The sequence below is a fragment of the Phenylobacterium sp. genome (assembly GCF_036563285.1).
In the GTDB taxonomy this organism is placed as follows: Bacteria; Pseudomonadota; Alphaproteobacteria; order Caulobacterales; family Caulobacteraceae; genus Phenylobacterium.
In genome coordinates, this window is sequence record NZ_DATCMR010000005.1 from 1 (window position 1) to 25,852 (window position 25,852).

18 protein-coding genes and 1 rRNA gene are annotated in these 25,852 nt (G+C 69.1%); 8 read left to right on the forward strand and 11 right to left on the reverse strand.

The genetic code is table 11. From position 1 onward, the window contains the following. The 3 genes from VIL76_RS03260 to VIL76_RS03270 form a co-directional block, all read right to left on the reverse strand. A 16S ribosomal RNA gene (locus VIL76_RS03260) occupies positions 1–393 on the reverse strand; the annotation flags it as partial. A gap of 936 nt (positions 394–1,329) precedes the next feature. Next, entirely contained in the window at positions 1,330–1,758 is a 429-nt protein-coding gene (locus VIL76_RS03265) for a CBS domain-containing protein (protein ID WP_332043558.1), read from the reverse strand. An 85-nt stretch (positions 1,759–1,843) separates the two neighbouring features. Then, positions 1,844–2,569, reverse strand: a complete 726-nt coding sequence (locus VIL76_RS03270) for a rhomboid family intramembrane serine protease (RefSeq protein WP_332043559.1) — start codon at positions 2,567–2,569, stop codon at positions 1,844–1,846. 122 nt (positions 2,570–2,691) lie between these two features. Between VIL76_RS03270 and VIL76_RS03275 the strand changes: the two genes are divergently transcribed. The 3 genes from VIL76_RS03275 to VIL76_RS03285 all read left to right on the forward strand — a co-directional run bounded on the left by VIL76_RS03275 (position 2,692) and on the right by VIL76_RS03285 (position 9,529). Then, positions 2,692–5,556, forward strand: coding sequence for a M16 family metallopeptidase (locus VIL76_RS03275; RefSeq protein WP_332043560.1), 2,865 nt, complete (start codon positions 2,692–2,694; stop codon positions 5,554–5,556). 88 nt (positions 5,557–5,644) lie between these two features. Beyond that, positions 5,645–6,190 carry a PAS domain-containing protein gene (locus tag VIL76_RS03280; RefSeq protein WP_332043561.1) on the forward strand — a complete coding sequence of 182 codons (546 nt, stop codon included), beginning with the start codon at positions 5,645–5,647 and terminating at the stop codon, positions 6,188–6,190. A 267-nt stretch (positions 6,191–6,457) separates the two neighbouring features. Next, positions 6,458–9,529 (forward strand): Calx-beta domain-containing protein, encoded by a 3,072-nt coding sequence (locus tag VIL76_RS03285; RefSeq protein ID WP_332043562.1) that lies wholly within the window; start codon positions 6,458–6,460, stop codon positions 9,527–9,529. 8 nt (positions 9,530–9,537) lie between these two features. Here VIL76_RS03285 and VIL76_RS03290 read toward each other — a convergent pair whose 3' ends face one another. The 3 genes from VIL76_RS03290 to VIL76_RS03300 form a co-directional block, all read right to left on the reverse strand. Continuing rightward, on the reverse strand, positions 9,538–11,190 hold the full coding sequence (locus tag VIL76_RS03290) for a choline dehydrogenase (protein ID WP_332043563.1): 1,653 nt from the start codon (positions 11,188–11,190) through the stop codon (positions 9,538–9,540). 41 nt (positions 11,191–11,231) lie between these two features. Further along, on the reverse strand, positions 11,232–12,317 hold the full coding sequence (locus VIL76_RS03295; RefSeq protein ID WP_332043564.1) for a DUF3667 domain-containing protein: 1,086 nt from the start codon (positions 12,315–12,317) through the stop codon (positions 11,232–11,234). Between the two features lie 72 nt (positions 12,318–12,389). After that, positions 12,390–13,172 carry an enoyl-CoA hydratase-related protein gene (locus VIL76_RS03300; RefSeq protein ID WP_332043565.1) on the reverse strand — a complete coding sequence of 261 codons (783 nt, stop codon included), beginning with the start codon at positions 13,170–13,172 and terminating at the stop codon, positions 12,390–12,392. 68 nt (positions 13,173–13,240) lie between these two features. On the opposite strand from VIL76_RS03300, the gene VIL76_RS03305 reads away from it, so the two are divergent. Beyond that, the gene (locus VIL76_RS03305) at positions 13,241–13,633 is read left to right on the forward strand and encodes a hypothetical protein (protein ID WP_332043566.1); all 393 of its coding nucleotides are present in this window, start codon (positions 13,241–13,243) and stop codon (positions 13,631–13,633) included. Positions 13,634–13,670: 37 nt separating this feature from the next. On the opposite strand, the gene VIL76_RS03310 is transcribed toward VIL76_RS03305, so the two are convergent. Beyond that, positions 13,671–14,198 carry a gamma carbonic anhydrase family protein gene (locus tag VIL76_RS03310; protein ID WP_332043567.1) on the reverse strand — a complete coding sequence of 176 codons (528 nt, stop codon included), beginning with the start codon at positions 14,196–14,198 and terminating at the stop codon, positions 13,671–13,673. A gap of 313 nt (positions 14,199–14,511) precedes the next feature. Here VIL76_RS03310 and VIL76_RS03315 point away from each other — a divergent pair, with 313 nt between their 5' ends. Further along, positions 14,512–15,294, forward strand: a complete 783-nt coding sequence (locus VIL76_RS03315; RefSeq protein WP_332043568.1) for a PhoH family protein — start codon at positions 14,512–14,514, stop codon at positions 15,292–15,294. Positions 15,295–15,365: 71 nt separating this feature from the next. Here the strand turns inward: VIL76_RS03315 and VIL76_RS03320 are convergent, their stop codons facing one another. Next, a complete protein-coding gene (locus VIL76_RS03320) occupies positions 15,366–15,617 on the reverse strand; it encodes a DUF5961 family protein (protein WP_332043569.1) in 252 nt (83 codons plus the stop codon). Positions 15,618–15,745: 128 nt separating this feature from the next. Here VIL76_RS03320 and VIL76_RS03325 point away from each other — a divergent pair, with 128 nt between their 5' ends. Together VIL76_RS03325 and VIL76_RS03330 are read left to right on the forward strand one after the other, a co-directional pair. Continuing rightward, positions 15,746–15,919 (forward strand): hypothetical protein, encoded by a 174-nt coding sequence (locus VIL76_RS03325; RefSeq protein WP_332043570.1) that lies wholly within the window; start codon positions 15,746–15,748, stop codon positions 15,917–15,919. Between the two features lie 266 nt (positions 15,920–16,185). After that, on the forward strand, positions 16,186–21,048 hold the full coding sequence (locus VIL76_RS03330) for a Calx-beta domain-containing protein (protein WP_332043571.1): 4,863 nt from the start codon (positions 16,186–16,188) through the stop codon (positions 21,046–21,048). On the opposite strand, the gene VIL76_RS03335 is transcribed toward VIL76_RS03330, so the two are convergent. Then, the gene (locus VIL76_RS03335; RefSeq protein ID WP_332043572.1) at positions 21,038–22,054 is read right to left on the reverse strand and encodes a Cj0069 family protein; all 1,017 of its coding nucleotides are present in this window, start codon (positions 22,052–22,054) and stop codon (positions 21,038–21,040) included. The two genes, VIL76_RS03330 and VIL76_RS03335, sit on opposite strands and share 11 nt — an antisense overlap. Before the next feature lie 99 nt (positions 22,055–22,153). After that, on the reverse strand, positions 22,154–23,161 hold the full coding sequence (locus tag VIL76_RS03340; protein WP_332043573.1) for a nitronate monooxygenase family protein: 1,008 nt from the start codon (positions 23,159–23,161) through the stop codon (positions 22,154–22,156). A 121-nt stretch (positions 23,162–23,282) separates the two neighbouring features. Here VIL76_RS03340 and VIL76_RS03345 point away from each other — a divergent pair, with 121 nt between their 5' ends. Continuing rightward, on the forward strand, positions 23,283–24,308 hold the full coding sequence (locus tag VIL76_RS03345) for an alpha/beta hydrolase (protein WP_332043574.1): 1,026 nt from the start codon (positions 23,283–23,285) through the stop codon (positions 24,306–24,308). A 36-nt stretch (positions 24,309–24,344) separates the two neighbouring features. Here VIL76_RS03345 and VIL76_RS03350 read toward each other — a convergent pair whose 3' ends face one another. Continuing rightward, entirely contained in the window at positions 24,345–25,643 is a 1,299-nt protein-coding gene (locus tag VIL76_RS03350) for a mechanosensitive ion channel (protein ID WP_332043575.1), read from the reverse strand. Positions 25,644–25,852: the final 209 nt, after the last annotated feature.

Genomic DNA, 25,852 nt, shown 5'->3' on the forward strand with positions numbered 1-25,852 from the left:
AATCCTAAGACCTTCATCATACACGCGGCATGGCTGCGTCAGGCTTTCGCCCATTGCGCAAGATTCCCTACTGCTGCCTCCCGTAGGAGTCTGGGCCGTGTCTCAGTCCCAGTGTGGCTGATCATCCTCTCAGACCAGCTATGGATCGTAGGCTTGGTAGGCCTTTACCCCACCAACTACCTAATCCAACGCGGGCCGCTCCAATGGCGATAAATCTTTCCCCCGAAGGGCACATACGGTATTAGCTGAAGTTTCCCTCAGTTGTTCCGTACCAAAGGGCACGTTCCCACGCGTTACTCACCCGTCCGCCGCTCACCCGAAGGTGCGCTCGACTTGCATGTATTAGGCCTGCCGCCAGCGTTCGCTCTGAGCCAGGATCAAACTCTCAGGTTGAGTTGACGTTCTGACTTTCTGCGTCCCCGATCTACTAGAGATCGGCTGGCTATAGTCTGCGTAGTTCTTGACGAGTTCCCACAAATCGTGGCCGAACCGAAGTCCGACCATATTCATGGTGTCTTCAAGAGACCGCAGTCACAGTCAGCGTCGAGATAGTGTGGTTAGCACTATCGCCAGGACGCCGCCGCCTGCGTTTCTCTTTCCAATTCAACGATGTCAAAGACCCGACCGGTTCTCACCGGACCCCGCTGTTTTTCGCCGGCGGGTCGGCGGAGGCGGCTATCTAGTGACCGGCCTACCTCGTGTCAATCGGCCTTTTGAGGCTTTTGCGGGCCGTCCCGGTTGCCCAGGATTTTGGCCGCAAAAACCGCCGCGGGCTGCCGAGGGGCTTCCCTCACACGTCCGTAGCGATTCGATTGAGGCTCGGGAAAATACGCATCTGCGGGAGAAAATCAAGTGCCTTTCGGCGGCTCGTTTTTCATCTCGCATTCGCGCCCCGACCCGAGCGGGAGGCGGCTATCTAGTGGCCGTCCCTTCGCTCGTCAACCGCCTCTTTCGAGGAATTTTCGCCGCGCTCCAGAAGCTCCGGATACTGACGAAACCGCACCGTCACGAGGACTTCGAGGGTCACCCCTCTTGGGCCTGTTGGCGATGCCGGCTGATGCTCGTTGATATGGGCGTTCTTCTCGGACTTTCAAGGCCTTGCGGCCCAGTCAGTTGCTTCGAAGTTCGCCCCGCCCCCGAGCGGGAGGCGCTATCTATGAGGCCGTTCGATCCGAGTCAATCGCGCCGCACGAACTTTCTCAAAAACCGGCGTGCGACAGGATGGCTTGACCCCAAAATGAAAGAGGGCGGGGAAGGCCTGCTTCCCCGCCCTCGCCGGCTGGCGGCCGGCTTTCAGCCCGTCTGCGAGGACGGGGGATCTCGTAGGCGTCAACTCGCCGCGATGTAGGCCTTCAGGCCGTCGGCCTCGGCCTCGACCTCGCTGATCTTCGACTTCACGAGGTCGCCGATGGAGACGATGCCCACCAGCCGCTCGGACCTGCACACCGGCAAGTGGCGGATGCGCCGGTCGGTCATGCGGGCGAGCAAGGAGTCCACCGTCTCGCCGGGTTCGGCGTAGAGCACGTCCTTGGTCATGCAGGCCGAGACGGGCCGCTTCAGCGACTCCGGTCCGCCCTCGGCCACGATGCGCACGATGTCGCGCTCGGAGACGATGCCCGCCACGCGGTCGTTGTCGAGCACCACCAGGGCGCCCACCCGCCGCGTGTTGAGGAGGTTCGCCACGGCCTCGACCGTGTCCTGCGGCCCCACCGTGAACACCGTGTCGCCCTTGCTCCTGAGGATCTGCGAGACCAGCACCTTCGCCGTTCCTTCCCTCGTTCCGTCAGGAAACACCGTTCTCCTATCGGCGCGGGGAATCAATGCACGCGCGCGTGAAGCGCCCTCAGCGGCGTCCGGCCAGCCAGGCGAAGGGGCTGATCAGCAAGGCGCCCAGGACGAAGCCCGCGATGTGGGCCTCCCAGGCCACCCCTGCCCCGCCCGTTCCGGGGAGGATCTCGTTGCCGAGCTGGGCCAGCACGACAGCGATCAGCGCGTTCACCAGCACCCAGGCGGCGCCCATGGTGAGCACGAAGCGGGCGAAGACCGGCCCCAGGCGACCTCTGCCGGCCATCACCCGCGCGGCCGCCGCCATCAGGGCCGAGACCGCCCCCGACGCGCCGACGACCGCGATCTCGCTGCCCCAGTGGACCGCCGCGAACGCAAGGTTGGCGAGCACGCCGGTGAGCACATAGAAGCCGAGGAAGGCGAGCGCGCCACGCAGGCCCAGTCCCAGCATCCGCGCCACAGGTGTCCCGAACGCCAGCAGGAAAGCGGCGTTGAACAGGGCGTGCGTCCAGTTGCCGTGCAGGAAGACGGCGGTGAGCGCCGTCTCCCAGCGTCCGTGCAGCAGGTCGGCGGGCACGAAATAGAATGCGGCGACCAGTCCCGGGGGCAACCGCGACTGGAGGGCGTAGCCGCCGACGACCACCGCCACCATCAGGAGCACGTACCAGGCGCCGTTGTTGAACACCGGCTCGCGCGCCGGCCTGGGGGCCTCCCACTGCGGGTCCGGGCCGGCGTTCCACGGCCCCGGCCGGTCGGCGCGCTCTTCGAAGAAGCTGACGGACATCCCTTCCATTTAGGGACTAACGCACCCGGGCGCGAGGCGGGCGCCGCTTTCCCGCCTTGCAGGCGCCACGGGGCTCCTAGAAGGTGCGCTGCGACTGCATGGCCGATTTCCAGGACATCTAGATGATCCGTCTACAGCGCGTGGGGCCCGCCCTCGCCGCAGCGTTCTCCCTTGCGCTCACGAGCCTTGCGCCGACGGGCGCGCCCGCGCAGCCGGCGGCCGCCGCGCCGAAGCTCGCCAAGGGCCAGTGGCCGCAGGCCCTCTCCGACGTGAAGGCCGACCCAGACATCCGCTTCGGCGCCCTGCCCAACGGCATGCGCTACGCCATCCGCAAGCAGTCGATCCCCGCCGGCCAGGGCGCGATCAGGATGTGGTTCGACACCGGCTCCCTGATGGAGACCGACGCCGAGCAGGGCCTCGCCCACTTCCTCGAGCACATGGCGTTCAACGGCTCCTCGGCCGTGAAGGAAGGCGAGATGATCAAGATCCTGGAGCGGCTGGGCCTCTCGTTCGGCGCCGACACCAACGCGTCCACCGGCTTCGACCAGACCATCTACATGCTCGACCTGCCGAAGACGAACGCCGAGACGGTCGACACCTCGCTGATGCTGATGCGGGAAGCGGCCGGCAACCTCGCGATCGATCCCAAGGCCGTCGACCGGGAACGCGGCGTCGTCCTCTCAGAGGAGCGGACCCGCGACACCCCGGCCTACCGCGTGCTCAAGGAGCGGTTCGCCTTCCTGTTCCCCGGCCAGCGGGTGACGACGCGCTACCCCATCGGCCAGGTGGAGGTTCTGAAGACCGCGCCTGCCTCACGCATCGCCGAGTTCTACCGCCGCTGGTACCGGCCAGAGCGGGCGGTGCTGGTGGCCGTCGGCGACTTCGACGTCGACGCCATGGAGGCGAAGATCCGCGCCAAGTTCGGCGACTGGAAGGCGCAGGGACCCGGCGGCGTCGACCCTGACCTGGGCCGCATCAAGCCACGCGGAGCCGAAGCCAAGCTGGTGGTTGAGACCGGCGTGCCGCTGAGCATGCAGCTTGCCTGGGTCCGGCCGCCGGACCTCGACCCCGACACCGTCGCCGAGCGCAAGCGTGAGCTGGTGGAGGCCCTGGGCTTCGCGGTGCTCAACCGGCGCTACTCCACCATCGCGCGCCAGCCGCAGCCACCCTTCATCTATGCTGGGGCCAACTCTGGGGACCAAGTCCGCACGGCGGAGGTCACTTCCGTGGGCGTCAACGCTGAGCCTTCCCGCTGGCGCGAGGCGCTGGCCGCCGCCGAGCGCGAGCAGCGCCGCGCCGTGCAGTACGGCGTGCGCCAGGACGAGCTCGACCGCGAGATCGAGGAGTTCCGCGCCCAGCTAAAGGCCGCCGCCGCCGGCGCGGCCACCCGGCGCCCGCCGGCGCTCGCCAACGAGATCGTGGGCTCGCTCAAGGACGCGCGGGTGGTGACCAGCCCTGCCCAGGAGCTCGCCCTGTTCGAGGAGACGGTGAAGGGCCTGAAGGCCGAGCAGGTCTCGGCCGCCCTGAAGGCCGCCTTCCAGGGCGAAGGCCCGCTGCTCTTCGTCGCCTCGCCTCAGCCGATCGAGGGCGGCGAGAGGACCCTGCTGGCCGCCCTGGCGGAGTCGCAGAAGGTCGCCGTCACGCCGCCCGCGGCCTTGGCCCAGGTGAAGTGGCCCTACGAGAGCTTCGGCGCGCCCGGCAAGGTCGCCGAGCGCCGCGAGCTGACCGACCTGGGCGCCACCCTGGTTCGCTTCGAGAACGGCGTGCGCCTGACGGTGAAGCCCACGAAGTTCCGGGACGACGAGATCCTGGTCCGCGTCAACGTCGGCCACGGCATGCTGGACATCCCCAAGGACGGGCAGAACCTCGCCTGGCTCTCCGGCGCCTTCGTGGAGGGCGGCCTGAAGAGGATCACCAGCGAGGACATGGAGCGCGTCCTGTCCTCGAGGATCTATGACGCCAACTTCGGCTTCAACGAGGACGTCTTCGTGCTCGCCGGCCGCACCCGGCCCGCGGACCTGGCCGTGCAGATGCAGGTGCTGGCCGCCTATTACGCCGAGCCCGGCTGGCGTCCGGAGGCCTTCGACCGGCTGAAGGCGGCGGGCAAGACCATCCACGACCAGCTGGAGGCCACCACCGGCGGCGTGCTCGGGCGCGACCTGAACGCCCTGCTCCACCCCGGCGACCGGCGCTTCACCTTCCCGAGCCGCGAGGAGATCGCCAACGCCAGGCTTGAGCAGCTGAAGGGCCTGGTGGCGCCGCGCCTTGCGGACGGCCCCGTCGAGGTCGTGGTCGTCGGCGACACCACAGTCGAGAACGCCGTCGAGGCGGTCGCCCGCACCTTCGGCGCCCTGCCGGCGCCCAAGGTCGCCCCGCCGCCGCCCGCAAGCCAGCGACAGGTGGGCTTCCCGAAGGGCACGCCGGAGCCGGTGGTCCGCACCCACAAGGGCCGGGCCGACCAGGCGGTGGGCTTCATCGCCTGGAAGACCACCGACTATTGGGCCAACCCACAGCGGGCCCGCGAGACCGCGCTGCTAGGCGAGGTCATGCAGCTGCGCCTCACCGAGGAGCTACGCGAGACCCAAGGCGCTTCCTACAGCCCGAACGCCGGCGCCAACCACAGCCTGGTCTGGACCGACTGGGGCTATCTCTCGGCCAGCGTCGAGGTGCCGCCGGAGAAGCTGCCCGAGTTCTTCGCCGACGTGCAGAAGATCGCTGCGGACCTGCGGACCAGGGAGATCACCGCCGACGAGCTCGCCCGGGCCAAGAAGCCGCGGATCGAGAACCTGCAGCGGTCGCGGGTGACCAACCAGTACTGGGCCGCGCAGCTGTCCGGCGGGCAGGAGGATCCTCGTCGGTTCGAGATCATCAGGACTCAGATCCAGGGCCTGGAGCGGGTGACGCCGGCGGACATCAAGCGGGCGGCCGAGTCCTATCTGAGGGACGAATCTGCCTTCAAGCTGGTGGTCCGTCCCGAAAAGAGGTGAATCTGTCCCGGGCTGGCACAGGAGACGGCTGGCGCCGGATTTCCTGCAAGCGTCATGCGGCCGCCATTGGCCGCAAAGGACGGCGCTTATGTTCCATGCCAATACGGAACGGATGATCGACTACTGGATGAGCCGGGCCCAGCCCGGTGAGGCGCCCTCGCGCGCCGACATCCAGCCGGCCGACTTCCGCCAGCTCATGGCCCAGACCTTCATCCTGGGCCGCGAGATCAAGGGCTACTACCCGTACCGCCTGGCTGGCGGGTTCGTGGCCGACCTGCACCGGCGCGACCTGCGCGGGGCCAACGCCCTGCACCTGTGGGCCGACCGCGACCGCCTGCGCCTGCAGACGGCGCTGGAGGAGCTGCGCAACCGTCCCGAGCCGCTGGTCGCCACCGCCGAGGTGGTGACCGACGCCGGCATCCTGCCGATGGAGGTGCTGTTCGCGCCGCTGACCTCGCACGACGGCGCGCCGGACCGCTACCTCGGCCTCTACCAGCCGCTGTCGATGGTGGCCCGCCTGCAGGGCCGCCCGGCCACCACGCTGTCGCTGCGCAGCCTGCGCCGCCCCGGCGCGGCCAACGAGGAAGGCCCGCGCCTTCGCCTAGCCGCCGTGGACGGGAGGCTCGTCGCCTAACGACCCAAGAACACGCTCGTCATTCCCGGGCTCGACCCCGGGAAGCCATGGACCCGCGGACTCTCCAGTCGCCATCCGCCGTCCGTGGGCGGCCGGGGGTGAAACCCCGGCCGCGGCGCGTGTGAGGCGGCGCCGCGAGCTGATGCAAACGTGAAATAGCTCCGCTTGCTGATTATGCCCCCCTTCCCAGTTACCTGACCAAGCGACGCGCGCTGGCTGACCCAGCGCGCGTCTTCGCGTGGGGACGCGTCGAGAGGTGGATTTCCAGTGGCCGACTATTCGAGCCTGACCGTCACGGGTGGCGGATTTGACCTGGGCGCCGGCCCCGTGGTGGCGGCATCGGTCGCGGACGACGGCGATATCCTGGTGCTTCGCCAGGGCGCAGTCGGCAACAACCACTACCTCTACGCCCAGGCGTACAACGCTCAGGGCCAGGCGCTCCAGTCGCAGGTCGCCATCGACTACAACAGCTATTCCTACATGGGCTCGCCCGTGCCGGTGGACCTCGACCCCTTGGCGGGCGGTGGTTGGGTGCTGGCGTTCCGGGCTAACGCGGGGAACACAGGCGGGCCCGACAGCGAGGCCAACGTCGCGGTATTCGGAACCTCGGGCGAGCTGCTGAAGGTCATGCAGCTGGGCACGGCCTACGGGTGGCCGACCGTGTCGGTGGATCCGCTCGGGAATGGCGGGTTCGTCGCCGCCTGGGGCGTCGCCGGCAAGTACCAGTACGGCCAGAGCTATGTGCATACGTTCGATGCGGCAGGCAATTCGACGTCCGGCTCTGTACAGCTGTCCACCGCCACGAGCGTGTTCACAGCGGGCGTGGGCTCCGGCGGCGCGTACGTGGTCGGCTACGGCAGCCAGCTGCGCTACTTCGACGGCGCGTCATTCAAGACGGCCGTCGACATGCCCACCAACTTCCCGCTGCTCACGGGCGCCGCGCTCTCTGACGGCAAGGTGGTGCTGCTGTCGACGCGGCATGACGGCGTCGAGCACGACCTCTACGCGTTGACCTTCGATCCCGCGACCAACCTGCTCAGCGCGCCGCGGCTCATCCACAGCGACGAGGACGGCTTCAACCACCTGGAGGTGCTTCCCCAGGCCGGCGGCGGTTACGTCCTCAGCTGGCAGGATCCGGTGAACAGCGGCGGCGCGCGCACGGCGCTCGCGGTCGGCCCGTCGGGTGTGGAGAGCGAGCTCTTCACTCTGCAGGGGACCGTCGCCGGCGCCTTTGGCCCCGGTGAGGCCAGCGTCCTGACGGTGAACGTGGGCGGGTCCCAGGCCACGGCCCAGACCTATTCGGTGGGCCCGGGTGAGGCCCCGGCTCAGTCGCTGCGCGCCGACAACACCGCGGGCCAGAAGCTCGCCGGCGGGGCGGGCGACGACGTGTTCTACGCCGGCCAGAACTCGGCCGTGCTCACCGGCAACGGTGGCGGCGACCTGTTCGTCTTCGAAAACCTGCCGTGGAACTCCGGGAGGATCACCGACTTTGCCGTGGGGGCCGATCGGCTGGACTTCTCGCGCCTGTTCACGGCCGCCGGCTACACGGGCTCCGACCCGCAAGCCGACGGCCGCCTCTTCTTCCAGGCCGACGGCGCAGGGGGCACGAAGGTCTATTTCGACGCCGACGGCGCGGGCGCGCAGGGGCCGTTCCTGGTCACGACGCTGGAGGATGTCGCTACGGCCGAGGTGAGCTGGAGCCTGGTCGGCGGGACGTCGGCCGGCGAGCCGCCGCCTGCCCCGCCGCCGAACACCCAGGTCGCGCTGACCACCAACTCCATCATGCTGCAGGAGGGCAATTCGGGCGTCGCGCGCTACGTCTTCAACGTGACCCGAACGGGCGATGCGAGCGGCACGTCCTCGGTCGCCTGGACCGTCGCGTCTGGTGGCGGCGGCTCGCCCGTCGACGCGCAGGACTTCGCAGGCGGCACTATGCCCAGCGGCACGGTCACCTTCGCCCCCGGCGAGACCGGCAAGACCATCACCGTCAACGTCGCCGGCGACACGGTCGTGGAGTGGGAAGAGAGCTTCATCCTGTCACTGTCCAACCCGACAGGGGCGACCCTGGGCTCGGCCAGCGCCACGGGCTTCATCGGCAATGACGACAGCTCCTACCAGCCGCCGCCGCCTCGGTTCGAGATGCAGGCCTCGACCGTGACTAAGGCCGAGGGGAACACCGGTCTGACGCCGTTCACCTTCACTGTGACGCGGACCGGCGACAGCGGCGCGACCGCGAGCGTGGACTGGGTGGTCGGCGGCGCCGGCGCCAGCTCCAATCCCGCCAGCCCGTCCGACTTCGAGAACGGCGCCTATCCCAGCGGGCGGCTCACCTTCGCCCCGGGCGAGACGGCGAAGACCATAACCGTCCAGGTGGCCGGCGACACCGCGCTCGAAGCCGACGAGGTGTTCGTCGTCAACCTCACGAACGCAGTGGGCGCCGCCATAGGGGCGCAGACGGCTTCAGGCGTGATCAACAACGACGACAGCTCCGGCGACGGCGGACGGATCATCAACTCGCCCGGGCCGGGCTCGACGCTGACCGGCGGGGCCGGGAACGACACGCTGAACGCCAGCCAGGGCTCGGACGTGCTGACGGGCGGGGGCGGGGCCGACGCCTTCACCTGGGGCCGCGAGCCTTGGTCGCCGGCGCGCGTGACCGATTTCAAGTTGGGCGAGGACCGGCTGGACCTCTCGGCCCTGTTCCGCGGGGCCGGTTACACGGGCTCGGACCCCATCGCCGACAAATACGTCTGGCTGCTCGACGACGGCGCCGGCGGCACGAAGCTGCTGTTCGACCGGGACGGGATGGCCACCGGCCAGCAATGGCCGAACTACATCGTGCACCTTCAGAACGTGCCGACGGCGGGCCTCACCTGGGCGCAGCTCTCCACCGGGAGCGGCGGCTCGGAACCGCCGCCTCCGCCGCCGCCCACGGGACAACCCGGCGAGGTGCTGACCTCCGACCAGTACGGCGACACCCTGGTCGGCGGCGCGGGGGACGACACCTTGAACGCGGGCCAGGGGCCGGACCGGCTTACCGGCGCCGGCGGCGCCGACCACTTCGTCTATCGTGACCTGCCGTGGAACGCCGGCCGGATCAGCGACTTCGCCCCCGGGGTCGACAAGCTCGACCTTCGGGAGCTCTTCGACGGTGCGGGCTATGCGGGATCCGACCCGATCGCCGATCGCCGGCTGGAGTTCCGCGCCGACGGGGCCGGCAACACCCAGGTCTACTTCGACCGCGACGCACCCGGCGCAGGCGACTGGCCTTTCCTGATCACCACGCTCGAAGGCGTGACGCCCACCCAGATCAAGCCCGGCGACTGGCTGTTCGCCTGAGCAAGAACTCAGGCCGCCTTGCGGTCGTCGCCGGCCACTGGGACCTCCTCGGGTGCCAGGTAGGCGTTCCCGCGGATGGCGTCGGCGATCTTCTCGGCGATCATGATGGTGGGGGCGTTGGTGTTGCCGCCCACCAGCGTCGGCATGATTGAGGCGTCGACGACGCGCAGGCCGTGGAGGCCACGCACCTTCCCCTCCCCGTCGACGACGGCCATCGCGTCGCCGTCCGCGCCCATGCGGCAGGTGCCGACCGGGTGATAGATCGTCTCGGCGGTGCGGCGGATCCAGGCGTCGAGCTCGGCGTCGGTCTTCACCGCCTCGCCGGGCGAATACTCGGCCCCGCGATAGGGATCGAGCGCCGCCTGGGCCGCCACCTCGCGCATCATCTTCACGCCTTCGCGGATCGCGCGGCGGTCCTCCTCGGCGGAGAGGTAGTTGGCGAAGATGGCGGGATCGTCGAGCGGATCGGCGCTCTTCAGGCCCACGCGGCCTCGGCTCTCCGGCCGCAGCTGACAGACGTGGAAGGTGAAGCCGTCCTTGGCCACCGACACCTTGCCGTGGTCCTGCATGATGGCGAGCACGGTGTGGATCTGCAGGTCCGGCCGGTCGAGGTCGGGTCGCGAGCGCAGGAAGGCGCCGCTCTCGAGGAAGTTCTGCCGCCCGATCCCCTTGCGCCCGAACATGTAGGACAGGCCGACGCCCAGCGTCCGCACCAGCCCCTTGCGCAGGGAATAGACGGTGATCGGCTGCGGGCACTCCCAGGACAGGGTCACGTCCAGGTGGTCCTGCAGGTTCGCGCCCACGCCGGGCAGCGCATGAACCACCTCGACTCCGTGGCGCGTCAGCTCCTCGGGATCGCCGACGCCCGAGAGCTGCAGGATATGGGGCGACTGCACCGCGCCTGCGCACAGCAGCACCTCCACGTCGGCGTGGATGACGCGCTTGCCCTTTTTCTCGATCACCTCGACGCCTGTCGCGCGGCCGTTCTCGATCACGATGCGCGAGGTCCGCACGCCGGTGACCGTCGTCAGGTTCGGCCGCGACAGCGCGGGATGCAGGTAGCCCTTGGCGGCGCTCCAGCGCTCGCCGTCATGGATGGTGAGCTGGTAGGGGCCGAAGCCCTCCTGCTGGAAGCCGTTGAAGTCGGCGGTGAGCGGATAGCCCGCCTGGGCGCCGGCCTCGATGCTGGCCTTGTAGATCGGGTTCGGCGAGGCGGCCCTCGAGATCTTCATCGGGCCTTCGTGGCCGTGCCAGGGATCGGCGCCGCCCTCGAAGCATTCGGAGCGCTTGAAGTAGGGAAGCACGTCGGCGTAGCCCCAGCCGGTCAGCCCCATCTGCCGCCACTGGTCGTAGTCGCGCGCGTGGCCGCGGATGTAGACCATGCCGTTGATGGCCGAGGAGCCGCCCCAGCCCTTGCCGCGGGGCCACCACAGGCGGCGGTTCTCGAGGTGCGGCTCCGGCTCCGTCCAGAAGCCCCAGTTGAACGGCCCCTGCTTGCCGATCAGCTGGCCGACCCCGGCCGGCATGCGCACCAGCAGGGAGGCGTTCCTGCCGCCGGCCTCGATCAGCAGCACCCGCGCGGCCGGGTTCTCCGAAAGCCGGTTCGCCAGCACGCAGCCCGCCGAGCCGGCGCCCACGATGATGTAGTCGTAGCGCTCCATGCGGCGAAGGTGACGCCCCGTTCAACTTCTGGCAAGCGCGCCTACAGTCCGATGTAGGCCACCAACATCAGGAACAGCAGCGACACGATGCTGCAGAAGAACAGCAGCAGCCAGAGCCGCCACAGTGTCGAGAAGGTGCGAAGGCCGTAGGCGCCCTGCAGCTGGTAGTACATATGCGTTGGGACCAGGAACGGGAACAGCCCGCCTGCCAGGACGCCCAGCGGCTCGGCCACACTGCCCAGCACGGCCGTCGCCAGGATGTAGAGCGACACGAACGTCAGGGAGTAGAGGACGAACACCCCGTGGTCGTAGAGGGTGAAGCCCCGCTTCCAGACGAACAGCAGCGCCACGAAGGGGATCGACAGCGGCACCAGCAGGAAGCTGAACTTGTAGAAGCTGTTCTTGAGCTTATACCAGGCGAGCTCCGGGTTCTCGATGGCGTGGGCGAGCTTCTCGTCGAGCGCATGCCAGCCCGTGATGATCTGCATCTTGCGGCCGGTCTGCTTCTCCAGCGCCTTCTTCCAGTCCTGCTCGACGCCCGAAGCCTGGAGGGCCGTCAAGGTCTCCGCCTGGCGCTGCTTGCGCGCGAGGTCGTCGCGGGCCTCCGCCAGGTCGGCCTCGACGCTCGCGCGTTTGTCGGGCGGGGCGACCCCGAGCGCGGCCTCGAGCTTCTCGACCGCTGCGGCCTCCTCCTGCGCGCCGGCCGTCGCCTTGCCGATGGCGTCCTGCAGCGTGGCTTTGTCCTCCGCGCTCTTCGGAAGCAGGGAGAGCACCATGAAGGTGAGGAAGGCGGTGAACAGGAACATCGCCAGGGGCGAGACGTAGCGCGTGCGCTTACCGTGCACCCATTCGCGCGTCAGCCGGCCCGGCCGGAAGAGCAGCAGCGGCAGGGCGCGGAACACGCGCCCGTCGAAATGCATCACCCCGTGCAGCAGCTCCTCGCCAAGGTGGAGCAGGCTGCGGTGGGTGTGCGCCGGCTGGCCGCAGTCATGGCAGAACCGGCCCACCAGCGCAGCGCCGCAGTCCGGGCAGTGGCTGTGCGCCTCCCCCGCCTTGCCCGTGCGCTTCTCGATGGCGGCGCTCGCCAGCCCCGCCGTGGCCGCCGCGCCCGCCGTGTCCAGATCCATGGAAGCCCCCCGACCTCAGCGCCGGGACTGTGATCAAGTCAGGCTATCGGGACAAGCCTCGGCGGCGATCTGTCACCGGCCCTTCCACTGCGGCGCGCGCTTCTCGGCGAAGGCTCGCGGCCCCTCGATGAAGTCCTCGCTCTTGTAAAGGGCTGCGACCGCCGGATAGCGGTTCTGGCCTCGGATGGCGGCTTCCAGGCTGGGTTCGTCGAGCCCCTTCAGCACGGCTTCCTTGGAAGCGCGCACCGACATCGGCGACAGCTCGCAGATCCGCTGGGCCCACTCCCGCGCGGTGCGCATCAGGTCCTGCGGGGCGGTGACCTCGTTGACGAAGCCCAGCTCCAGGCCCTCGGCGGCGGAGACGCGGCGACCGGTGAGGATCATGCCCATGGCCCGCTTCGTCCCTATCGCCCGCGGCAGCCGGTGCAGGCCGCCGGCCAGCGCGGCCAGGCCCACCCGCGGCTCCGGCAGGGCGAAGGTCGCGGCTTCCGAGGCTATGATGATGTCGCAGGCCAGCGCGATCTCGAAGCCGCCGCCCATGGCCACTCCGTTGACCGCCGCGATCAGCGGCTTCGTCAGGTCGAAGCGGGAGGTGAGGCCGGCAAACCCCGAAGGCGGCGACTTCATTTCGCCGCCGCCGGCCTGGTGCTTCAGGTCATTGCCCGCGGAGAAGGCGCGCTCGCCGGCGCCGGTGACGATGCCCACCCACTGGTCCGGATCGGCCGCGAAGGCGTCGAAGGCCTCGTGCAGCTCGAAGTGCGCCGGCGAGTGCAGGGCGTTCATCACCTGCGGCCGGTTCAGCGTGAAGACGGTGACCGGCCCCTCGCGCTCCACCTGGATGAACTGGTAGGTCATCGGGCCCTCCGCTTTTTCCTGGGGAGCAGGCTCGTCAGGCGCCGCAGCGTTCGTCAAGGAGGCCGTACATGAGCGAAGGTTTCGACGAGGACGGCGGCGGCTACGACGTCGACGACTGGCAGAGGCTGGCGCCATTCACCGGCACGGTCGCGGTGCTCGACGACGTGCAGCGCGGCGCGGCCGTCTTCGCGCTCACGGACAGCGGCAATCCGCGGCCGCTGGAGATGGAGCTGCCGCAGCCGGTGATCTGGTGGGAGGAGGACGGCGAACAGGCCGCCGTCGCCGTCCAGGCCGAGGCGCACGACACGGCGGACGGCGAGACCATGGAGGTGCTGGGCCTGATCCTGCCGGACGGCACGGGCGTGGTGGCGTTGCTGGACGACGTGGACCTGGTCGACGACGCCGATCCGGTGTGGCGCAGGCTGGTCGCCGAGGCGGTGGGCGACGAGACGGGGGAGTAGGGGCGCTAATTTCCCCCCTTCTGGGGAGGGAATAAGGTCATGCTGGTCCCAGCTCCCGCCGGTACCGCTGCCAGTTCTCCACGTAGTGCGCAGCGCCCATCGCAACCATCGAGGCCTGTTCGGGCGTGAGCTCGCGGACAACCTTGCCCGGGGCGCCCATGACCAGGGAGTTATCGGGAATCTCCTTCCCTTCGGTGATCAGGCAGTTGGCGCCGATCAGGCAGTTCTTCCCGATCTTCGCGCCGTTCAGCACGATCGAGCCGATGCCCACCAGCGAGCCGTCGCCGATGGTGCAGCCATGAAGCATCACGAGATGACCCACGGTGACGTTGGCGCCGAGGATCAGAGGCGAGCCGGAATCGGTGTGCAGGACGGAGCCGTCCTGGACGTTGGAGTTCTCGCCCACGACGATTGGGTCGTTGTCCCCGCGAAGTGTCGCACCCCACCACACCGACGCGTTCTTCTTGAGAATCACTCTGCCAATAACGGCGGCGTTCGGCGCTATCCAGTATTCGTCGTCGTTCGGTAGCTCAGGTGTCACATCACCTAAACAATAGACGGCCATCCCCTCACCTCGATGCTTGCGGCAAACGGTCCGCTTAATCTCTCGGAAACCACGCTAGCATCATTCTAGTCAGGCGATTCGAAGGGGCGGTAGCCTCTTCGATCCCGCCGCGGGCCGAGCATCGGTCCCGTGTCTCGCGCTGGACGGAGTTGATGGCGCCGAGTTGGTCTTTCCTTCGGGCGGTTGCGCCCGGACCAGAGTTCGAAAGCGGGCCCGACGGTCCCGCGCGCCGCCGCTCCCCAACACCCAAGTCCACCCAAGGGCGCTCCCACGCGGGACGCCCTTTTTTCATGCCCCACTAGGAGGCCTGTGAATGAGCAAGCGAGCCCTGAAGCGACAGCTGCGCGAAGGCGCGTTCGACGCCGGACAGTTCGAGGGGGACGATAAGGTCCGCCGGCTGCCGGTGGATCGGGGCTGGTCGCCGCTCGCGCACAGTAATCACAACCACGCGCCGGGCGAGGACCGCGAGCAGGGCTACCTGAAGACCATCAAGGCCAAGTCCGAGGGCCAGGCGCGGCTGATCAAGGCCATCGACGAGAAGAACCTGGTCATGGCGCTGGGCCCGGCGGGCACCGGCAAGACCTACTTGGCCATCGCCAAGGCGGTGGAGGCCCTGGAGGCCGGCCGCGTCGGGCGCATCGTGCTCTCCCGCCCGGCCGTGGAGGCCGGCGAGTCCATCGGGTTCCTGCCGGGCGACGCGGAGGACAAGCTCGCACCCTACCTGCGCCCGCTCTACGACGCGCTGTCGGACCGGCTCTCCATGAAGCGCGTGCGCGCGCTGATGGCGGAGGGCGCCATCGAGATCGCGCCGGTGGGCTTCATGCGCGGCCGCACGCTGAACAACGCCTTCGTGGTGATCGACGAGGCCCAGAACTGCACCTACGTGCAGTTGAAGATGCTGCTCACCCGCCTGGGCTGGCACTCGACCATGGTGGTTACGGGCGATCCCAACCAGTCCGACCTGCTGCCGGAGATCTCGGGTCTGGCCAACGTCGCCGCCCGCCTGGAGGAGGTCGGCAACGTGTCGGTCGTGCGCCTCGAGGACCGCGACATCGTCCGCCACCCGCTGGTGGCCGAGATGCTGGGCGTGCTCTAGCGCCCAGCTCGTCTGAAAGACGGGGCCGCGGACTGGAAGGTCCGCGGCCCTTTTTCATTGCGCGGCGGTCGTCAGTCGCAGGGCGCGGCTTCGCCCGTGGTGAGGTCGATGCGGAAGCACTGGCGCTCGCCGGTCTCGCAGTCCTCCACGAACAGGGCGACCTCGTCGTCGGAGTCGGGCGCGGGGTGGCAATCCTCGATGTAGTGCAGGGCGGCGTCCTCGAAGCTCACGCCTTCGACCATGTGGCCGCGGCTGGGCGCCTCCTCGACCCCATGGACGGAGAACCGGCGCTGCAGGGTGGCCTCTGCGACTTGAACGGTCATTGGCGAGCCTCCTCTCCTTCGCCGTGTAACGCGCGAGACCCAGGAAGGATTCCTGGGTTTTTCAGGCGCGGTTCACCTTGGACGCGCGATCTTGTGCGCGAGGGACTGCTCCGGGGCTTCACGCGCCGATGGCCAGTTCCGATTCCGAGGCCTCCCGCACGCCCGACTGCTCCCCTGAAGACGAGGCGCGCCGCGCCGCCGACCGGCTGAAGGGGGAGATCGCCGCATTGCGCGCCAAGGTGCAATCCGCCCGCGCGCGCCTGTCCGCGCAGGCCGAGCAGCCGCGCAGCTTCGAGGATTGATGGGGCGCAACAACTGGGGAGAAAGATCGAAAGTTCCGGTACTTTAGGTTTGTTCTCGCAAATTTTCGGACGACCGACGCAGCTAAAGCGAAGCTGGTCGGCTTCTACAGCCGAGCTCAACCTTAGAGCTGCTCCGTAACGCCCGGATAGCGTTGCTGTACATTTCTGCAAAGCACTGTCGCACAATAAATTTTCCACCCCGCCCTTGCCATTTGAACTTGTCGTCGGGTTGCGAGTTTCTGGCGGGCTAACTCCGGAGCTGGTGGATGACCTATATCAACGCGCGTGGCCAACCCATGCCCGAAACCGAGACCGAACAGGGTCGGGTGTCGGGTACGTCGGCGGGCAACGAGACGATCAACGCGCCGAACGCACCGGGCTCGTCCCTGTCGGGCGAGGGCGGCGGCGACCTGCTCATCGGCAACAGCTACGGCAACCGCTTCTGGATCACCGACACGCGCGACCGCGTGCAGGAGCAGGCCAACGGCGGCATCGACACCATGATCGGCTGGACGAGCCTGAGGGCCGCGCCGAACATCGAGAACCTGCAGGTCAACGGCGCCTTCAACTACGCGTACGGCAACGAGCTGGGGAACCTGATCGTCGTCGACGACCAGAGCCACTGGATCTACGGCGCCGGCGGCGACGACGTGATGGTGGGCGCCAAGACGGCCAAGACCACCTTCGTCGTGAAGGCCGGCGAAGGCTCCGACGTCATCTACAACTGGCAGGGCAACGACCAGCTGCAGCTGTGGGGCTACGGCTTCAACAGCGCCGCCGACATCCGGGGCGCCATGACCCAGGTGGGCGGCGACGTGGTCCTGAAGCTCTCGACCACGGAGACCCTGACGTTCCGCGGGACGACGCTGGGCAGCTTCGTCGACCGCCAGTTCCTGCTGCCGCTCGACACCACAAAGCTGGGCGCCATCACCTTCGAGGACAATTTCAACGCCCTGTCGGTGTGGGACCCGAACACCGGCACGGGCCTGTGGAAGACCAACTACGGCGGCAACCTGAAGGATGAGTGGGCCTACACGCTCACCTCCAACGGCGAGCGGCAGGTCTATGTCCAGCCGGACTACTACGGGCAGGGCGAGCAGGCGGTGGGCTACCAGCCGCTGACCATCTCCAACGGCGTGCTGTCGATCACCGCCAAGCGCATCCCCGACGCCGAGCGCGAGGGCTCCTGGGGCCGCGAGTACTACTCCGGGATGGTCAATACGCTCGGAACCTTCGAGCAGCAGTACGGCTACTTCGAGATGAAGGCCCAGCTGCCGACGGCGCACGGCACCTGGCCGGCCTTCTGGCTGATGCCCACGCCCTATGTGGCGCAGGTGGAAGCCGACATCATGGAGGGCCTGGCGGCCACCCCCTACGTAGACTACCGGCGCGCCTGGGGCGGCGGCGACAACATCTACGACAACGCGCTGAAGATCGACCCGACCGGCTTCCACACCTACGGCATGCTCTGGACGCCGCAGACGGTGACCTTCTACTACGACGGCATAGCCGTCCTGCAGGCGCCGACGCCGGCCAACTGGACCGAGCCCATGGGCCTGATCGTCAACATGGCGGTCGGCGGCTGGGGCGGTGAGCCGAACTCCCTGCAGTTCCCGGACTCGATGAAGGTGGACTACGTCCGCGTCTACAACCTGGCGGACAATTCGGCGGTGATCCAGCGCGGCCAGCCCGAGCTGCCGGTCGCGACCCTGAAGCCCGACGGCGGCCAGACCAGCGGCACGCCGCAGCAGTCCCTGTTCTTCGACCAGGATGGCCAGGCGCTGTCGTCGGCCAAGATCGCCGTCTATGGCGCAAAGCCCGCGACCCTGCCGCCCGAGAAGACCTTCGTGATCTACGAGCAGGGCGGCGCAGTGTTCGGCGCAGTGTCGAACGGCGGCGTGCTGGGCCCGGCGACCCCGCTGATGGCCGGCAGCTCCAGCGTCTTCACCGGCTCCGGGACCTGGCTCACCGACGGCCGCGTCGTGGTCGGCTACATGAACCCGGCGATCACCGGCCAGTCGGCCTGGGCGATGATCTTCGACCCGTCGAAGGGGACCTTCACCAAGCACCAGCTCGGCAACTCCACCGGCGACATCGACTTCGTGGCCATGCCGCGCGGCAACTTCGCCGCCAGCTGGGACGCCACGGACGGCACGACGCATGCGCGCGTCTATGACGGCTGGGCCTACGGCGGGAAAGGCTGGTACGGCCCGGAGCGGCAACTCACCGGCGACCTCACGGGCTTGGCGCAGAACGGCGACCTGATCGCCCAGTCGGGCTCGGGCCAGCAGCTCTATTCCGTGAACAACCCGCCGCCGGGCGTCAGCGCCATCGTCTCGATCGGGCCGATGGCGGGGGTGGCCAAGCCGGAGGGCAACTCCGGCTCCACCGCCTTCACCTTCACCATCACCCGCGACTTCGACCTGTCGCAGAAGACCACGGTCGCCTGGTCGGTGCGCGGCCAGGGCGCTGCCCCCGCGGACGCGCTCGACTTCGTGGGCGGCGCGTTCCCCTCGGGCGTGGCCACCTTCGAGCCCAACCAGGCTAGCGCCACGATCACGGTGCTGGTGCAGGGCGACACCTACGTCGAAGGGACCGAGGAGTTCCTGGTCACCCTGCTGAACCCGGTCGGCGCCAAGCTCGGCCAGGCCACGGCCACCGGATTCATCCAGGCCGATGGCGACAACGGCGGCGCCCCGCCGCCGCCGCCCACCGGCGGGACCACCACGCTCGGATTCTCCACCGGCACGGTGACGCTGAACGAAGGCAACTCGGGCTCCACCGCCTTCACCTTTACGGTGACCCGCAGCGGCCCGACGACGGGCTCGTCGACGGTGAACTGGGCCGTCAGCGGCTCCGGCACGAACGCCGCCGCGGCGGGCGACTTCACCGGCGGGACCTTGCCGTTCGGCTCGCTCACCTTCGCGGCCGGCGAGACCTCCAAGACGATCACCGTGAACGTCGCAGGCGACACCACCGTCGAGCAGACCGAAGGCTTCACGGTCACGCTCTCGGGCGCGAGCGGCGCCGTTCTGGGCACGGCGACCGCGGCCGGCGTGATCACCAACGACGACCAGACCACCACCCCGCCGCCTTCCGGCTCGGGTCAGGTGTACAATTCGCCGGGCCCCGGCTCGACGGTCGTGGCCGGCTCCGGCGACGACACCATCAACGCCAGCCAGGGCTCTGACGTGCTGACCGGCGGCGCCGGGGCGGACAAGTTCGCCTGGGCCAAGGAGCCCTGGTCGCCGGCGCGCGTGACCGACTTCGCGGTCGGCACGGACAAGCTGGACCTGTCGGCGCTCTTCCAGGCGGCGGGCTACACCGGCACGGATCCGGTGGCCGACAAGTACATCTGGCTGATCAGCGACGACGCCGGCGGGACCAAGGTCCTGTTCGACCGCGACGGCGCGGCCACGGGCCAGCAGTGGCCGAGCTACATCATCCAGCTGCAGGGCGTCTCGCCCTCCACCAGCTGGGCGCAGCTCGCCGGCTCCGGCGGCACGACTCCGCCGCCGCCGCCACCCACCAGCCCGCAGGTTTCGCTCACCACCACGACGCTGAGCCTTGCGGAAGGCAACTCCGGCCTCACCGCGTTCAGCTACACGGTGACCCGCACCGGTTCGACCACCGGGACCTCGACGGTGAACTGGGCGGTCACCGGATCCGGGACGAACCCCGCCGCGGCGGCGGATTTCGCGGGCAATGCCCTGCCCGCCGGCACACTCACCTTCGCGGCCGGCGAGACCTCGAAGACGATCGTCGTCAACGTGGCGGGCGACACCAGCGTCGAGCAGAACGAGGGCTTCACGCTCATGCTCTCCGGCGCCTCTGGCGCGACCCTGGGCACGGCGAGCGCGACCGGCGTCATCACGAACGACGACAGCACCACCACCCCGCCGCCTTCCGGCTCGGGTCAGGTGTACAATTCGCCGGGCCCCGGCTCGACGGTGGTCGCCGGCTCCGGCGACGATACGATCAACGCCAGCCAGGGCTCCGACGTGCTCACCGGCGGTGCGGGGGCGGACAAGTTCGCCTGGGCCAAGGAGCCCTGGTCGCCGGCCCGTGTCACCGACTTCGCCGTCGGCACGGACAAGCTGGACCTGTCGGCCCTCTTCCAGGCGGCGGGCTACACCGGCACGGATCCGGTGGCCGACAAGTACATCTGGCTGATCAGCGACGACGCCGGCGGGACCAAGGTCCTGTTCGACCGCGACGGCGCCGCCACGGGACAGCAGTGGCCGAGCTACATCATCCAGCTGCAGGGTGTCTCGCCCTCCACCAGCTGGGCCCAGCTCGCCGGCTCCGGCGGCACGACACCGCCGCCGCCGCCGCCGCCATCGAGCCCCGTGCTCTCGTTCAGCGCTACCTCGGTGACCCTCGCCGAAGGCAATACCGGTCTCACGGCCTTCACCTACACGGTGACCCGCACCGGCTCCACGAGCGGGACGGCCAGCGTGGACTGGTCGGTGAGCGCCTCAGGCGCCAACCCGGCCTCCGGCGCCGACTTCCAGAACGGGACCCTGCCGCTCGGAAAGCTCAACTTCGCCGACGGCGAGGGGTCGAAGACCTTCACCGTCTACGTCACCGGGGACACCGCGGTGGAGGCGAACGAGACCTTCACCGTCCGGCTGACGGGCCCCACGGGCGCGACCCTGGGCACGGCGACGGCCACCGGCACGATCACCAACGACGACTCCGCGACCACCCCGCCGCCGGGCGGGACGCCGGGGCAGACGATCACCTCGCCCGGACCGGGCTCCACCCTGGTCGGCACGGCCAACAACGACACCCTGATCTCCAGCCAAGGCTCGGACGTGCTGACCGGCGGCGGTGGCGCCGACTATTTCGTATTCGGCAAGGAGAACTGGTCGCCGGCCAAGATCACCGACTTCGTGCACGGGACCGACAAGATCGACCTGCGCGCCCTATTCGACGCGGTGGGCTACACCGGCACGGACCCCTTCGCCGCCGGCTACATGCGGCTGATCGACGACGGGGCCGGCGGCACCAAGGTCCTGTTCGACCGCGACGCCGGCGGACCGAACCCGGAGTGGCCGAACTACGTCTTCCAGATCGAGCACGTGGCGCCGTCCGGCCTCACGCTCTCGGACTGGATCATCCAGTAGCGACCGGCCGCCGCGCGAGCCGTCCCGCCACGGTGCGGGCGATCTCGCGCGGCGCCTCCTCGGGCATCGGGAAGACCGAGCTCGCGTTGATCTCGCAGAGCACCCACGCGTCCTCGCTCTCGCCGTGGAAGAAGTCCGCGTCCCAGATCGCCGGCAACTGGTCGGCGTCGATCTGCAGCGCCCGGCACAGCGCCGGGACCCATTCGGCTTCCATGCGGCGGCGTAGTCCCTGGAAGCGGAGGTCGTCGGGTCCCGAATAGAGCCTGCGACCGGATAACGCCTCCGCGGGACCCAATGCCTTCACCCGCTGGCGGCCGAAGCCCGCGCAGCGGTTGCCGGACATGTAGCAGCGGACCATCCCCTCCCCGATGCGCGGCTGGAACGCTTGGTCCACCAGCCCGCCGGCCTCGCCGAAGTCCCGCGCGCAGGCCTTGAGAAGCGCCGCCATCGAGAGCGCCCGCGGCGTGGGATCGCCGTCGGCGGCCTGCACCTGCACCCTCCCGTCCGGCCCGGCCTCCACCTTCCACACGCCGTGGCCGCCGTTGCCGCGGTTCGGCTTGAGCACCCGTGGACCCGCCGCGACGCGGGCGGGGAAGTCGCGCGCGAAGGACTCCGGATCCTCGTGGAAATGGACGTCCGAGCCCCAGCCGATGTCCCGCGTGCGCCACAGCACCGCCTTCACGCCCAGCCTGTCGATCACGTCGGGATGGGCGCTCACCTGCACGCCCTTCGCGGCTGCCTCGCGCAGCAGCGCATCGAGCCCGTAGCGGCGGCGTCCGTCCTGCAGCGGGTTTACGAACACCAGAGCCGCCGCACAGCCGAGCAGCTGGGCGCGCACCGCGGCCTCCGCCTCCTCGGCGTAGATGCAGGGCTCCGGCGTGAGGCCGGCTTCAGCCAAGGCGTGGGCTATAGCGGCGAAGCGGCTGTCCACCAGCCGCACCTGGCCGCGCTCGCGCCCTTCGCCGCGCCAGACCAGCGCGACCTTCGTCGATGAAAGAGGGTCCATGACCACGCTCCTCGCCCTCTACGGGCTCTCAAGGAGCGGATGCTTGGACTTGCGTCTGACCGGGCGATCCGCGTCGGGCCCGGTTCGCAGAGACTAGGCTTACTCCGCCGCCAGCGCCAGCGGCCGGCCGGCGGTCAAAGCCACCTTCGCCGCCAGCTCGGCCTTGGCCTGCTCGTATTCCGCCGCTAGCCGGGCCACGAGCTCGCCGGCCGTGGGCACGTCCTTCACCGCCCCGATGCCCTGGCCGCAGCCCCAGATGTCGCGCCAGGCCTTGGCCTTGGAGTTGCCGCCCGAGCCGAAGTTCATCGCCGAGGCGTCCGACTGCGGCAGGTTGTCCGGGTCCAGGCCCGCCTTCTCGATCGAGGGGCGCAGGTAGTTGCCGTGCACGCCGGTGAAGAGGTTCGTGTAGACGATGTCCTCGCCGCTGCTCGCCACGATCATCTGCTTGTAGGCCGCGTCGGCGTTGGCCTCCTGGGTGGCGATGAAGGCCGAGCCGACATAGGCCAGGTCCGCGCCCATGGCCTGGGCGCCCAGCACCGCGTGGCCGTTGGCGATCGAGCCGGAGAGCGCCACCGGGCCGTCGAACCACTCGCGGATGGAATGGATCAGGGCGAAGGGCGAGAGCGTGCCGGCGTGGCCGCCGGCGCCGGCCGCCACCGGGATGAGGCCGTCGGCGCCCTTCTCCACCGCCTTGCGGGCAAAGCGGTCATTGATGACGTCGTGCAGCACCACGCCGCCGTAGGAGTGGACCGCGGCGTTCACGTCCTCCCGCGCGCCCAGGGAGGTGATGACGATGGGCGCCTTCCACCTGGTGGAGGCCTCCAGGTCGTGCTCGAGGCGGTCGTTGGTCTTGTGGACGATGTGGTTCACCGCGAAGGGGGCCGAGGGGGTCTCGGGGTGGTCGCGGTCCCAGGCGGCGAGCTCCTCGGTGATGCGGTGCAGCCACTCGTCGAGCAGGGAGGCGGGCCGGGCGTTCAGGGCCGGGAAGCTGCCGACAATGCCGGCCTTGCACTGGGCGATGACCAGGTCGGGGCCGGAGACGATGAACAGCGGGCTGCCGATGACCGGGAGGCGGAGGCGGTCGCGGAGGACGGGGGGCAGCGCCATCTAGAGGCTCCTGAAGGGACTATTGTTTACAACGTATACTACTGTAGGCGCCGCGCAAGCGTTGCAGTGGAACTCGCGCTGGAGTTGACTGGCTCCACAAGCTCAAGCTTGGGGGGAGCCGATGGCCTCAGTGCGCGTGTTCTTCGCCACCAACCGCAACCACCAGCCCAACAACAAGGTGCAGGTCTTCGGGCCGCGCTTCAATCCGGACGGGGTGGCGGCGCTGCGCTTCGGCTACGCCGACTTCAAGGCGGGGCAGGACGGCCCCGAGCTCGACAAGGTCACGGTCTACGCCGAGCGGCAGACCTCCACCACGATCAAGGGCGGCAGCGAGCGCTTCCTCGACGACCTGCGCGCGCTGATGGCCGGCGAGCGCAGCGACACGCTGGTGTTCATCCACGGCTACAACGTCACCTTCACCGGCGCCCTGCACGCCGGCGCCCTGCTGGCCCGCGACGTCAAGGTGCAGGGCCGGCCGGTCAATGTGGTGGTGTTCAGCTGGCCCTCCGACGGCGCCGCCGTGCCGCTGATGAGCTACTACTCCGACCGCGAGGACGCGCGCGCCTCGGGCCCGGCGCTGGCCCGCGCCTTCCTGAAGCTGCGCGACTACCTCGTCCAGTTGCCGGAGGCGGACTACTGCAACCGCTGCCTCCACCTGATGACCCACAGCATGGGGGCCTACGTCCTGCGCAACGGCCTGCAGGCGCTGATCGCCAAGGACCAGAATGCGCTCACCCGCGTCTTCGACCAGATCATGCTGGCCGCCCCCGACGAGGACGACGACGCCTTCGAGCACGACGCCAAGCTGAAGCACCTGCCCAGGCTGGGGCGCCAGGTGACGGTCTACTACAACCCCAACGACAAGGGCCTGATCATCTCGGACAAGACCAAGGCCAACCCGGACCGGCTGGGCTCGGACGGCCCCCGGCTGGTGGACCTGATCCCGAAGAAGATCGTGCTGGTGGACTGCCGCAACGTCGCCGGCCACGCCGACCCGTTCGTGGAGCACAGCTACTACATCCGCAGCCGCGCCATGGCCCAGGACCTGGCCCAGGTGCTGCGGGGGGATCCCCCGGAGACGATCCCCAACCGCGACTTCGTACTGACCCAGCGCACCTGGCGGATCGTCCGGGAGCTGGACGCCTAGGCCCCCTTACTCCCCCGACCGCGATGGGGGAGGTGATCAGACCCGCGGCGTGCGGGGCGGCGGGCGGACCTGGGGCCGGCGGACGGGGGTGGGCGGGCGCTTGGTCTCGGCCTCCTTCGTCCACTTCTCCAGCAGCCGGCCGGCGGTCTCGCGGCCGCCGAGGCCGAAGGCGATGGCGGCGGCCACGGCCGCGGCGCCCAGGATCAGGCCGAAGGCCAGGATGACGATCTCGTCGGCGATGCCCATGAACCGCAGGCCCATGGCGGTGGCCAGCGCAATGGTCGCCCACCGCACGATCTCGGAGGCGAAGCCCTCGGCGTTGTTGGTCGAGCGGTCGATCAGGGTGGCCAGGAAGTTGGCGATCAGCACGCCGATGACGATGATCACGCCGCCGAACAGGACGTGGCCGGCCAGCTCCAGCACCTCGGTGAGCATCACCGCCACCGCGGCGAAGGCCAGCAGGCGCGCGGCCTCCACCGCCGAGAACAGCATAATGCCGATCAGCGCCAGCCGGGCCACCACCTTCGAGGGGGTGACGCGCGGCGCGCTCGCGGGCGCCTCGCTGGCCGGGTCTGCGTCGTCGAGCACCGAGGGCCCGCCGATGCCGAAGGCCTGCAGGCTGCGGTCGAAGCCCAGCGAGGGCAGCAGCTGCTCGATCAGGCTCGCCACCCAGCGGCCGATCGCATAGGCGACCGCCAGGATGATCGCCGCCGCCAGCAGCCTGGGCAGCGACGACAGCACCGTCTCCAGCACGGCCGTGGCCGGCGCCGTCACCGGGTCCATGCCGAGCTGGTCCAGCGCCACGATGGTCACCGGGATCAGGATCAGCACGAACACCAGGGTGCCCACCGTGCGGGCGAGGCCCGAGGCGCCGGTCATCTTCGAGACGCCGGCCTTGTCCAGCCAGGCGTCCACCCGGGCGACGTTCAGGGCGGCCTCGACCACGCGGCGCACCACCGTGGCGATCACCAGGCCCACGAAGAAGATCACCGCCGCGCCGACGATCCTGGGCACGTAGGCGGCCACCGACACCAGGAAGGCGTTCAGCGGCTCCACCACCTCCTGCAGCTCCAGCACCGTCATGGCGCCCACGATGCCCGCCAGGATCACCAGCCAGTAGCCGAGCTGGCCCAGCTGGTAGCCGGCGGTCTCCTTGGGCGGGGCGCCTTCGTTGTGCTGTTTGATCCCCGGCAGCCGGTCGATCAGTTTCGCCAGCCCCCACCGCGCGGCCTGGGCCAGCAGATAGGCCAGGACCAGGATGGCGATCGCCGCCACGATCCTGGGGCCCCAGTGCATGGCGAGCGTCTGGGCCTGGTAGTAGTCGATGGTCGGCATGGGGTCCCTCGGCGTGGGTGGCTCGGAAGCTTAACTTTTGGGCCGGGGTGGAGGTTCAGTCGAGGGGGGCCGTTCGCGTCGGGTTCGGTGCGGCAGCTTTTGACTCGAAGCGAACATTCGAAAGGTCCGCTCCAGGGCGCGATTGAAGTCCGCTTCCGACCCATTGCAGATCTTCGTAGCGGCCGAGAACGGCCGCTGAGGCTTATCGA